This is a genomic window from Elusimicrobiota bacterium (assembly GCA_041660185.1).
Lineage (GTDB): Bacteria > Elusimicrobiota > Elusimicrobia > 2-01-FULL-59-12 > 2-01-FULL-59-12 > JBAZWU01.
Genome location: JBAZWU010000001.1, coordinates 85,499 through 98,045, shown reverse-complemented (window position 1 = coordinate 98,045; position 12,547 = coordinate 85,499). Strand labels below are relative to the sequence as shown.

General features: G+C 57.3%; 14 protein-coding genes. 2 read left to right on the top strand and 12 right to left on the bottom strand.

Going from position 1 to position 12,547, the window contains the following annotated elements:
• Positions 1–50 precede the first annotated feature (50 nt).
• From acpP to WC859_00460, 8 genes are all read right to left on the bottom strand, one after another.
• Positions 51–299, bottom strand: a complete 249-nt coding sequence (acpP, locus tag WC859_00495; protein ID MFA5974629.1) for an acyl carrier protein — start codon at positions 297–299, stop codon at positions 51–53.
• Between the two features lie 22 nt (positions 300–321).
• On the bottom strand, positions 322–1,065 hold the full coding sequence (gene fabG / locus WC859_00490) for a 3-oxoacyl-[acyl-carrier-protein] reductase (protein ID MFA5974628.1): 744 nt from the start codon (positions 1,063–1,065) through the stop codon (positions 322–324).
• Positions 1,062–2,015, bottom strand: a complete 954-nt coding sequence (fabD, locus tag WC859_00485) for an ACP S-malonyltransferase (protein MFA5974627.1) — start codon at positions 2,013–2,015, stop codon at positions 1,062–1,064. The genes fabG and fabD overlap by 4 nt, the downstream gene beginning before the upstream one ends.
• Positions 2,015–3,007 carry a beta-ketoacyl-ACP synthase III gene (locus WC859_00480; protein ID MFA5974626.1) on the bottom strand — a complete coding sequence of 331 codons (993 nt, stop codon included), beginning with the start codon at positions 3,005–3,007 and terminating at the stop codon, positions 2,015–2,017. Before WC859_00480 ends, fabD begins: the two co-directional genes overlap by 1 nt.
• Before the next feature lie 7 nt (positions 3,008–3,014).
• Positions 3,015–4,067 (bottom strand): phosphate acyltransferase PlsX, encoded by a 1,053-nt coding sequence (gene plsX / locus WC859_00475; GenBank protein MFA5974625.1) that lies wholly within the window; start codon positions 4,065–4,067, stop codon positions 3,015–3,017.
• A 4-nt stretch (positions 4,068–4,071) separates the two neighbouring features.
• Positions 4,072–4,278 carry a 50S ribosomal protein L32 gene (gene rpmF, locus WC859_00470; GenBank protein ID MFA5974624.1) on the bottom strand — a complete coding sequence of 69 codons (207 nt, stop codon included), beginning with the start codon at positions 4,276–4,278 and terminating at the stop codon, positions 4,072–4,074.
• A 63-nt stretch (positions 4,279–4,341) separates the two neighbouring features.
• Positions 4,342–4,806: a nucleoside-diphosphate kinase gene (gene ndk, locus WC859_00465; GenBank protein ID MFA5974623.1), complete on the bottom strand. Its 465-nt coding sequence runs from the start codon at positions 4,804–4,806 to the stop codon at positions 4,342–4,344.
• Positions 4,806–5,876: an isocitrate/isopropylmalate dehydrogenase family protein gene (locus WC859_00460; protein ID MFA5974622.1), complete on the bottom strand. Its 1,071-nt coding sequence runs from the start codon at positions 5,874–5,876 to the stop codon at positions 4,806–4,808. The genes ndk and WC859_00460 overlap by 1 nt, the downstream gene beginning before the upstream one ends.
• Before the next feature lie 179 nt (positions 5,877–6,055).
• Here WC859_00460 and WC859_00455 point away from each other — a divergent pair, with 179 nt between their 5' ends.
• Positions 6,056–7,234 (top strand): tetratricopeptide repeat protein, encoded by a 1,179-nt coding sequence (locus tag WC859_00455; GenBank protein MFA5974621.1) that lies wholly within the window; start codon positions 6,056–6,058, stop codon positions 7,232–7,234.
• A gap of 174 nt (positions 7,235–7,408) precedes the next feature.
• Here the strand turns inward: WC859_00455 and WC859_00450 are convergent, their stop codons facing one another.
• Positions 7,409–7,915, bottom strand: coding sequence for a phospholipase D-like domain-containing protein (locus tag WC859_00450; protein MFA5974620.1), 507 nt, complete (start codon positions 7,913–7,915; stop codon positions 7,409–7,411).
• A 27-nt stretch (positions 7,916–7,942) separates the two neighbouring features.
• Between WC859_00450 and WC859_00445 the strand changes: the two genes are divergently transcribed.
• Positions 7,943–8,254, top strand: coding sequence for a hypothetical protein (locus WC859_00445; protein ID MFA5974619.1), 312 nt, complete (start codon positions 7,943–7,945; stop codon positions 8,252–8,254).
• Here WC859_00445 and WC859_00440 read toward each other — a convergent pair.
• From WC859_00440 to WC859_00430, 3 genes are read right to left on the bottom strand one after another with little or no spacing between them, the layout of a single operon-like run.
• On the bottom strand, positions 8,251–9,369 hold the full coding sequence (locus WC859_00440; GenBank protein MFA5974618.1) for a hypothetical protein: 1,119 nt from the start codon (positions 9,367–9,369) through the stop codon (positions 8,251–8,253). The genes WC859_00445 and WC859_00440 overlap by 4 nt on opposite strands.
• On the bottom strand, positions 9,366–11,684 hold the full coding sequence (locus WC859_00435) for a PBP1A family penicillin-binding protein (protein ID MFA5974617.1): 2,319 nt from the start codon (positions 11,682–11,684) through the stop codon (positions 9,366–9,368). The genes WC859_00440 and WC859_00435 overlap by 4 nt, the downstream gene beginning before the upstream one ends.
• Positions 11,681–12,526, bottom strand: coding sequence for a lysophospholipid acyltransferase family protein (locus WC859_00430; protein ID MFA5974616.1), 846 nt, complete (start codon positions 12,524–12,526; stop codon positions 11,681–11,683). The genes WC859_00435 and WC859_00430 overlap by 4 nt, the downstream gene beginning before the upstream one ends.
• Positions 12,527–12,547: the final 21 nt, after the last annotated feature.

The following is a 12,547-nucleotide window of genomic DNA, read 5'->3' as shown; positions in this document are numbered from 1 at the left end:
CGGATATCCCAAGTGACCCTAAGAAGTGAGGTGAAGGGGGTTAAAACGGCTTACTTCTTCATGTGGGCTTTGATATAGTCAACCGCCTGGCTGACCGACTGGATTTTCTCAGCTTCCTCGTCGGGAATCTCAATATCGAATTCCTCTTCCAGAGCCATGACGAGCTCTACCGTGTCGAGCGAATCGGCACCCAAATCGTTCACAAAAGACGCCTGCGGCGTCACTTCGGATGCATCCACGCCCAACTGCTCAACAATAATCTCTTTAACGCGCTGTTCCACATCTTGTGTTTGTGCCATTGCTAGCCTCCTTCAATAGGTTCTAAATATACATCCCGCCATTGACCGGAATAACTTGCCCCGTAATATAGGAAGACTCATCTGAACTCAGAAAAAGAACCACTTTCGCGACATCCTCCGCCTCTCCGAGACGACCCAGCGGGATCAAATCCAGCAATTTTTTCTTCTGCTCTTCCGTTAGCGCGTCCGTCATGCGCGTCCGGATAAAACCAGGAGCCACCGCATTGACCCGGATATTTCGTGAGGAGAACTCCCGGGCGCAGGTTTTGGTCAGGGCGATCACGCCGCCTTTGGAAGCGGCGTAGTTGGCCTGGCCCGCATTCCCCATCTGTCCCACAACCGAAGCGATATTCACAATACATCCCTGACGCTGCTTCATCATGGGACGGATGGCCGCCTTGGTGCAGTTAAAGACGCCTTTCAAATTAACAGCGATGACTGCATCCCACTCGTCATCGCTCATGCGCATCACTAAATTATCGCGCGTAATTCCCGCGTTGTTGATGAGTATATCAATTCGTCCAAACTTGTCAAGCGAGGCTTCGACGAGCTTTTCGCAGTCGGAAATTTGCGCGACATTCCCTTTAACACCAAAGACTTGAACCTTCTTTTCCTGTGCGATTTCAGCCGCGGTGGCCAGAACCTTGACCTCATCCACATCACAAAGCACCAGAGCCGCCCCTTCACCAGCCAACAGAAGAGCGATCGAACGCCCGATCCCTTGCGCGCCACCCGTAATGACAGCCACCTTATCTTTCAGCTTCATGGGATCCCCTTCCTCGCGGCGCCCAGCGCTTCTGCGGCTTGCGCAAGAGCCTCCGTTGTTTCGGTTGAATAGGCCTGCAGTTGCCGGTCGAATTTCTTGACAAGCCCGCTCAGGACCCGTCCGGAACCACATTCTACAAAACGGGTGTTTCCTTCCTGGCGCATCGTTTCCATTGTTTTTACCCATTGTACGGCATTGTCCAACTGGCGAGCCAGTGTTTCCCGAATTTCGTCCGCCCGCTGATGGGATTGACCGTCCGCATTCATCACCAGAGGCACGGCGGCATCTCGGAAAGCGACTTTTTGCAAAAGAAACCGCATCGCCTGGGCCGCCTCCGTCATTAAAGGAGAATGGAAAGCCCCGGAAACGTTTAAAGCGATGACCCGCTTGGCCCCCTGCTCGGAAGCCAGCAAAGAAACCTTTTCGACGGCGGATTTTTCACCGGCAATAACAATCTGTTCCGGGCTGTTGAAGTTCACCGGCACACAAATGCCCTCCCCCCGGGCCGCCTCACAACAAGCCTGAAGTTTCTCAACAGCCAGCCCCAGAATCGCGGCCATCGCGCCGGGATGGGCCTGGCCCGCTTCCTGCATCAGACGTCCTCGTTCGCGGACCAAGCGGAGCCCTTCCTTAAAATCGAATACACCCGCGAAAGCCAGGGCCGCATATTCGCCGATACTGTGCCCCGCCACCGCACCCGGCTCAACCGCCAGAGACCGAAGCACTGTTGCCGCGGCATACCCGGTCACATACAACGCGGGCTGAGCCACATCGGTCTGCCGTAATCGTTCCTCCGGGCCCTGTTGGCAGGCCTGCAGAAGGTCCCAGCCCAGGAGTTCAGAGGCCTCTTCAAAACAACGGCGGGCCTCCGGATAGCGCTCCGCCACCGCGCTTCCCATGCCGGGGGTCTGGGATCCCTGCCCCGGGAAGATAAAAGCAATCGACTCCATTAAAATTGAATCACCGCGGCACCCCACGTCAATCCGGCGCCAAAAGCGATCAGTTCGACCAGATCCCCTTTGCGTACCCGTCCCTCCCGGCGCGCATCATCCAGCGCAACGATTGTCGTGGCCGCGGACATATTACCGTATTTATCCACATTGACATAAACCCGCTCGCGCGGGATGTCGACCCGTTGGGCGATGGCTTCGATAATCCGAAGGTTGGCCTGGTGAGGAATCAACAGCGCTAAATCTTTTTCCTTCTTGTTGGCCAGCTTCAGCGCCGCATGGGCCGCTGAAATCATTTTATGGACGGCCAGCTTAAAGACTTCCTTCCCTTCCATGTGAATGGTATTCAGTTTTCTCTTCACGACGTCCTCATCCGCCGGATGGCGCGAACCGCCCGCGGGAACGCTCAGAATATCCGTGTAGGAGGCATCTGAACGAAGATAGGTTGATAAAATCCCGCCCGGCCCCGGCCGGCATTGCAGAACAGCGGCTCCCGCCCCGTCGCCAAAAAGAACACAGGTGGACCGGTCCTGCCAATTCATAATGGAAGAAAACTTCTCGGCGCCGATCACGAGCGCTGTCTTGTAAAGACCGCTTTCGAGCAGGGCCCGCGCGCTTTCCAGAGCGTAAAGAAACCCGCTGCAGGCGGCGGAGACGTCAAAACTGACCGTCTCTTTAATCCCCAGTTTTTTTTGCACAAAACAAGCGGTGGAAGGAAAGAACATATCCGGCGTTGAGGTGGCGACCACGATCAAATCGATGGCGTCGGCTTTAAGCCCCGCGTCCTTCAGCGCCCGCTCCGCCGCTTTGACCGCCAGATCCGAGGAGGCCTCATGTTTACCGGCAATATGACGCTCCTTGATCCCGGTCCGTGTCGTGATCCATTCATCGGAGGTATCCACCATCCGTTCCAGATCATGGTTGGTCAGAACGTGCGCCGGGACATAAGCACCCGTCCCTATAATATGGACATGTTGTTTGTTGGTTAGCATGGGAGGCTTAGGCGATCAGAGGCATTTTCCGGGGAGGCTCAGGGGATTCGCTGGCGATCTGCAGCCTGTGAAGTTCTTCCCGGATCTTCTGGTTGGTCTGAGTCTGAATCGACTCCACCGCTTGCCGGACCGCGTTGTAAATCGCCTTGGAGTTGGATTTTCCGTGGCAGATGATGCAGACCCCATTGACCCCCAACAACGGCGCCCCGCCGTATTCCGCGTAGTCGGTCTTCTTTTTAACTTCCCGGAAAGAGGGGCGCAAAAATAACCCTGCCAGTTTCGTAATCGGATGGGCGTGAACTTGCTCCTTGATAAGGGAAACCAACGCCTCCGAAAGGCCTTCCGCAAATTTTAAAACGATATTCCCGACAAACCCGTCGCAGATCACGACATCCACCTCTCCTTTCGGGATGTCCCCGCCTTCCACATTGCCGATAAAATTCGGGACATACCGCTTGAAAAGTTCGGCGGCCGCCAGGGTCAGCTCATTTCCTTTGGTCTCTTCTTCCCCGATGGAAAGCAAACCGACCTTCGGGTTTGGACGGTTAAATACATGCTTAATATATTGGCTTCCCATAATGGCAAACTGCAGAAGGTGTTTGGGTTTACAATCGACGTTGGCGCCGGCGTCGGTGAGCGATACAACTCCTTTGAGCGTCGGAAGAAGGGTGGTAATGGCCGGCCGGGAAACGCCCGGGAGCCGCCGCATGTGCCAGAGCGCCGCGGCCATGGTGGCGCCGGAGTTGCCGGCGGACACGACGGCATCCGCCCGGTTTTCAGCCACGCATTGAGCGGCCACCATAATGGAAGAGCGGGGTTTCTGGCGGCAGGCCTGGGCGGGACTCTCGTGCATTTCAACAACCGTCTCGCTGTGTTCGACGCGCAACGGCAGGCGCGTGGCCCCCAACCGCTCGATTTCGTGCGTCAACAGCGCCGAGTTCCCGACGAGCGTGATCTCGCAGTTGAACCGCTGAACGGCCTGGATCGCGCCTTCCACGTTGGGAAGCGCTCCGAAATCTCCCCCCATGGCGTCAATGGCGATGCGAGCTTTTCCCGCCAAGGGCTTATCCTTTTCCCTCTTCGGTCTTCTTTTCCTTCTTGGCGACCACGAGTTGTCCGTTGTAAAAACCGCAACCCGGGCAGACGCGATGCGGAACGTGCGACGTGCCGCACTGCGGGCATTTGGACATTCCCGGCAGGGTCAGACGTTTCCAGTTCGCGCGCCGTTTATCGCGGCGCGCAGCGGTATGATGTTTCTTTGGATTAGCCATGGCAGAATTCCTTTTGTGGCCCGGGTTAATTACCCCAGGCCCTGTTTATTAAAGTGGCGTTGTTCAGGCGCCAGGGGCCCGCGTCCCTTCCAAATCCCAGTCGCTTGCACCATAGGAAAACAACTCGTCCGGCTTGAAAAAGAAAGCGATCTCGCGTTCCGCTGACGCGGGCGAATCCGATCCGTGCGTCAGGTTCCGGCGGTTGTCGGTCCCGTACTGCCGCCGAAGCGTCCCGGGCTGAGCCTCTCGGGAATCGGTCGATCCCATCAACGAACGCGCTGTTTTGATGGCGTCCTCACCCTCCCAGACCATCGCCAGAATCGGCGCCGACGTCATAAAAGACAACAGCGGCTCGTAAAAAAGCTGTCCTTGATGCTCCTTGTAAAAATCAGCCGCCTGGGGCCTCTCTAAGCGTAACATCTTCAAACCAACCAGTTTCAACCCCACCTGTTCAAAACGAGGCGTGACCGTTCCGATCAAATTCTTGCAAACGCCGTCGGGTTTGACCAGTACAAGGGTTCGCTCCATTACCGGGACACCGCCGGCTTCGCCAGTTTTCCGACGATCGCATCACCCATTTCGCGTGTCCCGGCGTTTCCGCCCAGATCGTACGTGACCGTTTTCCCCTCGCGGATGACATCGATGATCGCCTGTTCCATCCGGCGAGCCGCGTCCGTCTCTTTCAGATGCTCCAGCATGAGCTTCGCAGACAAGAGAAGGGCGGTCGGGTTGACCTTGTTAAGACCCGCATATTTCGGCGCGGATCCGTGAACCGCTTCAAAGAGAGCCCCCTGGTCGCCCAGGTTAGCTCCCGGCGCCACACCCAGGCCGCCGACAAGGCCGGCGCACAAATCAGAGAGGATATCGCCGTACAGGTTTGGAAGAACGAGAACATCGTAAATCTCGGGCTTCTGCACCAGCTGCATACACATGTTATCAACTAGACGCTCTTCATAGTCAATCCGGCCCTCATAACGCTTGGCGACTTCACGGGCCACCGTCAAGAAGAGACCGTCGGTAAACTTCATGATATTGGCCTTGCTGACCGCTGTCACCTTTTTGCGTCTATGCTCTACCGCATAGCTAAAAGCGCGCTGAACAATCCGTTCGGTTGCGGTACGGGAAATGGGCTTGATGGAAATCGCGGCATCGGGCCGGATTTTCCCTTGAGCCATTTCAATAATGCGTTTGGACTCTTCGGAATCAGCCGGGAATTCCACCCCGGCATAGAGGTCCTCGGTGTTTTCCCGAACCAAGACGAGATCCACGTTAGAATAACGGGACTTGATGCCGGGATAGGTGCGGCAAGGCCGGATGCAGGCGTAAAGATCCAATTCCTTACGAAGCGTCACATTGACGCTGCGAAAACCCGTTCCAACCGGCGTCGTGATGGGCCCTTTTAGGGCGACGTTGGTTCGCCGGCAGGACACCAACACATTGTCCGGCAGAGGGGTGCCGGTCTTCTTCATGGCATCGACACCCGCCTCGACCTGATCCCACTTGATCTGGACCCCGGTCGCGGCTAAGACCTTTTTGACGACTTCACAAAGCTCCGGCCCTGTGCCATCGCCCGGAATAAGGGTTACCTCGTGAATCACATGAGACTCCTCTTTAAAAATAGGGGCAAAAAAGAACGCTAAAGCAAGAAGCCTTAGCGATTCGTGTAGTATTATCCTTGTTTACAACATTTCCGTCAAGCTGACGAAAAAGGCGAAAAAGGCATGGGACACCGGCCAATCAGTTGCGAGAATAAAAATAGTTTCAGTAAACTCTACCTATGAGACAATGGTTGGGCACCGCTTTAGCAATTCTGATCGTCTTTCCGCTTCAGGCCCTCTCCGATGCTCCTCTGTCTCCGTTGAACGGGTCTTCTCAAACCGCTCCTCCACCGGGCGATCCCCTTTCACAAGGGCTCTGGTGGCTCTATCAACTCCAGTACGAACGAGCCCGCCAACTCTTTGACGGCTATTGCAGAACGTATCCACAGGATCCTGCCGGCTACTTCTACAAAACAGCCACGGATTGGTGGCAGCTGGCCCAACAATTCGATTACAAGCTTCCGGAAATCGAGCGCCGTCTGGAAGACGATTATCAGGACACGGCCCGCGTGAGCCGCGCCTACCTGGAAACAGCCAGGACCCCCGCTGAAAAAGGATACGCCTGCCTTTATTGGGGCGGCGCTGAAGGCCTGAAAGGCCGCTGGCAGGTGACCCAAAAACAATGGGTGAAAGCTTATTTTTCCGGCAAACACGGGGCTTCGCTTCTGAAACGATCCCTGGCTTACGATCCGACCCTCTATGACGCCTATCTGGGTCTCGGAATTTACGATTACTACACGGATACATTCGGCGGGCTTGTCGGCGCGCTTTCGGCGCTTCTCATTCACGGGGATAAGACACGGGGCATGCGGGAGCTCCAACTGGCCATCGACAAAAGCCGGCACGCCCGCGTCGAAGCCATGTTTTTCCTGATGGAGATCTACACCGAAGAGAACCAGTCGGAGCAGGCGTTGTCTTTAGCCCAAGCCCTTTACCAGGAGTTTCCTGCAAGCCCGGCGATGCACCTGGCCAAAATCATGGTTCTCTACGAGATGAAGCGCTGGGGACCGATGACGCAAGAGGCGAAGGACTATCTTAAAAAATCAGAGACCGAAACGCCCTGGTACCAGCGCCAGGGAGTCCAGCCGGCCCTTTACTGTATCGGGGTGGGATTGCTGTGGGGCAAAAACGACCTCGACGGCGCGCTCCGGTGCTTTAATGAGATTCTGGCTCAGGGAATGGATTCCAGCCGGTGGGTCACGTTTGCTCTTTTGCGCCGCGGCCAGATTTTCGATCTCCGCGGGCAACGCGAGGAAGCGCTTCAGGATTATCGTCAGGTGGGCTCGCGCCCGAACTTCTGGGGATCCCACCCAGAAGCCCGCCGTTACCTGGCCAACGCCTTCAAGTCCGGGGATTAATTTATTACCCTCACCCTAACCCTCCCGCCACGACGCGGGACTCGAGGCGCTATAGGAAATTGCGGAAGCCTCGTGGTCTCCCTCAGCAGGGAGAGGGGGTGATATCTGCAAAAAGTCTAACGTTCCCTCCCCCTGCGGAGGGGGAGGGCCTGCCGACAGGCAGGAGTGAGGGGATCATTCCTTCTGGGTCTGGGAACGCTTCCAGAGATTTTCAAACTCCGCCTGCAACTCCTTAACTAACCCAGGATCATCGCTGAAAGCATTGTTGCCGGCACCCTGCAAAGACCGTTTGGACCTGTTATAACTTGGCGTCAGCGCAATGGCCCGATCAAAAATAACAAACTTGTCGTGCATCATTTCCGTTGACCGACCGCGGATCCAGCGGATGGGAATGTCGTCATCTTCCATCGCCTGTTGCGACGGGGACGACGCGCTGGATCGCCAATCGTCGACAATGACCCGGACACGGATTCCCCGCTGATGGGCTTCGATCAAGGCATCGGAGACTTCCGTCGAACCCACCTGATAAACCACGATATCGACGGATTGCCGGGATTGACGAATGTGTTCAATGATCTGCTGCCGCAAGCTCCCTGTTTCTTCCGCTCCGGAAGAAGGCGTGAGCGTGCAGGGAAACGCCAGAGCGAACAGAAGTCCAACGAAAAAGTATCGGCGGTGCATGGCCCTTGTTCGGATTATAATATGGATATGCAGCGCTTGCGTCTTCTCATTCTGCTGAGTCTTCTAACCAGCCTTCCGCTCAACAGGCTCAGCGCTCAGGAACCCCCTTCGTCGAACGACCCGATCAGGGAACGCACGCTACGGGATCAAGAACGTCTTAAACAATGGGACGAAGAAGACCGCCGGCTGGATAAACGCAACTCCTGGGAACTCCCGATCGCTGTGGTTCTGATCGCGGCCGGAGCGGCTTTTGCTTCCCGAGACATGACATACGGCTACTCCGCGAGTTTTGCCGCGGCAACGGGTTTAACGATCTACTTCTACACCAGCCGTCATTAGCGGGGATGTTCTGGCTCGGATGGCCTGTCCGGGAGCGGTTCCATGACATAGCGCTTCAGCAGCGGATCCCTCCGCTCCAGGACGCGCTCGGAGTCTTTCTTTCCCGCAACGGACTTCTCCAGAAAAGCGATCGAGTAGCGTCGAACAAGCTCAAATTGCTTCTCGTCACCGCTCAATAACCACGACATGAAATTGTCCGTGAAACGGTTGTTGAACGAAAAATGGCCGGCCCTTTTGACCTCCAGGAAATACTTGAGCGCTGATACGTTTCGGTAAATCTTGGCCGAAAGTTCCGCCATCGTTTGGGACCCGCGCAACTGGTCTTCTTCCCGTTCCCCCACGAACAGCATGGTCGGGATTCGCACGGCGGCAAGCTCATCTTCCCTGAACAGATAACCGCCGGCCCCGGTCGAAAACAACAACACCGCCTTGATACGGGGATCCCGGCGCTCCTTGACAGGCCCGCAGAGCCCCAGCGCCGTGAATCCTCCAAGAGAGTGCCCTCCGACGGCGATGCGATCGGCGTCGATTAATTTCCCAAAGGGACCTGAAACCAGCATGTCGTCCAGCACGAGCCGCGTCTCATCCAGCCGGTAAAGGTACTTGTCTCGGTCGCCGGGATCGGAAGCAGCTATCCCATGGGCATCCCGCAGAAAACCACGATGGTCGAAGTGCTTCGTCTGGCCGGTGCGTATGCGGACGACCGAATACTTGTCATGATGGTCCGGACAGGCTACGACCCAGCCGCGCGCGGCCAAGGCTTCAGTAAAAAACACCGCGCTGAGTCCGCCGCCTCCATACCCGTGCGAAAAAACCATCAAAGGATACGGTCCGCCTTCGGCAAGGGGTGCGGCATCGACGGCAACGTTGCCGCTTGTCGGCCCTCCGTAGTTGTACGGCTTCGGCTGAGCCGCCGTTGGGTACCAGACGGCCACCGTGAGCAGCTGATCCTGCCCATCCTTCCGGTACCTGAAATCGATCACCTGATAACCAACGTTGTACAATGGTTTGATTGCCGTTTCTTTGGCATCCGACTCCACCGGCGCATATCCCAGAATGCCGGCCACAAGAAACATCCCGGCTAAACGCGAAGGGAACGGACGAATGAACATCATTCCTTGGAACTTCTCAGGCGGCGGAAAAAACCGACCAGGCCGCCAGGATGGAGATCGCAAAATTTAGCGGGTTCGGTGCCGCTCAGGAAAGCGGCGTTGCGGCGATGGACGCAGCCGGTCCGAACCAGAAGCCCGGTGTCCGTATCAATGGTCTTCCAGATGATGTTCTTAGGCGCAGCGAAACTTCGGGCCCCTTCTATGGCCAAGGCTTTATCCATAAACCGTATCCAGACGGGTAGTGCGATGCCGGCCGCGGCATGACCCAGGTTGCGTGGGCGATCGTACCCCACCCAGACGCCGCACACCAGATCCGGCGAGTAGCCGAGGAACCACGCGTCCCGGTAGTTTTCGGAAGTTCCTGTTTTACCGGCGGCCGCCCAGTGGAACCCCAACTCACGCGCCTGGCGCGCGGTTCCATCCAGGAATACCGCCTGAAGCATCTGCGTAACCAGATAAGCCGGTTCCGGCTCGAAAGCACGCCTTGTTTCCGTGCGATGCGTTTCCACCACGTCCCCCTGACCGTTCAAAATGCCCTCGATCGTGTAGGGCGAGACATAAACTCCTTCGTTGGCCAACGTGCCGTAGGCGCTGGTTAACTCCAGGGCGGACACCTCGGATGTCCCCAGAGCGATGGAAGGAACCGGCTGCAAAGCGCTCCCGATCCCGGCGCGATGGGCCGCCTCAACCACTTGCGGCAATCCCGCCAGCATCGCCAAGCGCACCGTCGGAACGTTCAAGGAATGCACGAGCGCATCCCAAACGGATACCCGCCCCCTGAACCGGCGGTCATAGTTCCGAGGGACCCAGTTTCCGGTAGCATTCTTAATGGTCAGCGGCTTATCGTCCAACAGCGTGGCGGTGGTCACCCGGCGGCTTTCCAGCGCCGCCAGCATCACAAAGGGTTTAAAAGCCGAACCCGGCTGGCGGCGCGCCAGAACAGCACGGTCGAAAGGGCTCGTGGCAAAATTCGTTCCCCCCACCCAGGCCAGCACCGCTCCGGTTTGAGGAACAAGCGCGATCAAAGCCCCTTCCGGATGCTCCGAAGCCTTCAACACGAGAGTGCGAACCGCCTGCATGGCCAAGGGCTGCAGCGTTGGATCGAGCGTGGTGAAAACTTTCCAGCCCTGGCTCATTAAAAGCGGCAGGGAGTAACGATCAGACAACTGGTCCCTGAGCATGGCTAGGAAATACGCTGAATCATTCGCCTTGTGCACGGCAGGCGCCAAACGTAACGGTTCCTGAACCGCCAGAGCATAAACATCCGAGGAGATCAGTCCCTGCTCAGACATCAGCTGAAGGACACGGTTCCTTCGATCCAGCGCCGGCTCGGGCGCGGTACGTGGCGACAGCCGGTTCGGAGACTGCAGGATACCAGCCAGGAGAGCGCTCTCAGCAACCGTCAGCTGAGCCGCCGGTTTCCCAAAATAAGAACGGCTGGAGGATTCAATCCCGAGCAGCGCTTCGGATCCGTCCTGCCCCCAATAGACCTGATTCAGGTACATTTCGAGAAGCTGCGGCTTTCGGTAGCGCAGTTCGAGATAAAAAGCCAAGGTCGCTTCCAGGACTTTGCGACGCCAACTGCGGTTAACATCCAGAAAAATCGAGCGGGCCAGCTGCTGGCTGATGGTGCTCGCCCCCTGCCGCCACTGGGCATGGCGAATATCGACCCAGAGCGCACGGGCGATCCCTACCGGGTCAAAAGCCCCGTGCCGATAGAAGCGCTTGTCTTCCACCGCCAGAATGGCGGCCGGCACATGCGGCGGCAGCTCTTCCAAACGAACCTGCGGCCGCTCAAAACCTCGTTCGGACACCCATTGCGCCAGCACCCTGGGTTCCAACCGCCACTGCGCGAGTGCCTGGCCGTTCGATCCTTCGATCGATTGCAGGCGATCCCCGCTGAACCGCAAACGGATGGGCTGTAAGGGAAGGGTTTGATCCGGATATTGAAAGGGACGCGCCAGGATGACCAGGTCAGCGGTCTCCTGGTATTGGCCCGGCTTCTCCGGAGGAAAAAGCGTTGATTCGTAAGACAGCGCTGCCAGCCAGGCCTGCACCTGGGAACGGGTGATGTTCCCGGCAGGACCTGCGGCGGATGAGTTCATCGCCGCAGGTCCCGTCGAAGAGGAATAGCGAACGGGATCCAGAATCAGCCAACGGCTGTAAATCGTCAGGGAACGAACACCCTGGGGGTGGGACAGGATCGTCAGCGTCCGCTGGCCTTGATAGATCAGGACAGCTGAAGAGAGGATCAGCGCCACCGCGAAGAAAATGATGATGGCGGCCAGGAGGTGCTTTGGTCGCTTGATCCGTTTCATTGGGCGGCTTGTTTGGGATCCCAGAAGCGCTGCAGCACGCCCCACTGTTCGGGATAGCGCTGCAGATAGGATTCGAGGTGGGCCCGGTAAACGTCCTGCATCGCCTCCATCTGATGACGGAAAGAACCTTCCGGAGGCGTGATGGGATCCAGCATGACGCCGCGATACCGGCCGGGAGACTCGCGGATAATAAAGACCGGGATAACCGTTGCTTTCGCCCATACCGCAATCGCCCAGGGACCTAGGGGGAGGTGGGCGTAGGCCCCGGCAATTTTAACGCGGCGTCCCTTCTCGCCAAACGGAATATCCGCCACCATGCCGAGCACACGACCGCGCTCCAGAGCGTTGATGCAGGCCAGGGCCGCGCCGCGTGAGGCGGGGATCCATTCCGCTTCCGATTGCCGATGACGCAGAATCCACTGCACAATGGCGTCCTCCCGGTACGGCGCGTAAACCCCGGCCATGGAAAACCCTTTCTCCACCAGACAGCTGATCCCTACTTCCCAATGCCCCAGATGCGCGGTCACCAGGATCACCCGTTTGGTTTTTCGGTAAGCCTTATCCACCGCTGACCAGTTCTCAAACGGGATGGAGGCCGCCAAATCGCGGTGCGCGCAGAAAAAATCAACGGCGGTCATCAGGAAGTTGCCCATCAGCTTCGGCGCCATCGCCTTCGCCCGAACCTCCCCGACCAGCGGCGTCAGGTTGGAAATAATCACCCCGCGCCTGGGCGCGTTAAAAAAACAAATCCCCCAGGCAATCGTCCGAGCGAAGACGTACCGCAGGGAATCGGGAATCAGGTATCGAAATATAAATTTAAGGACTCTATATAACGTGAGCATGAGTGCCCTTCGGGAAAGAGA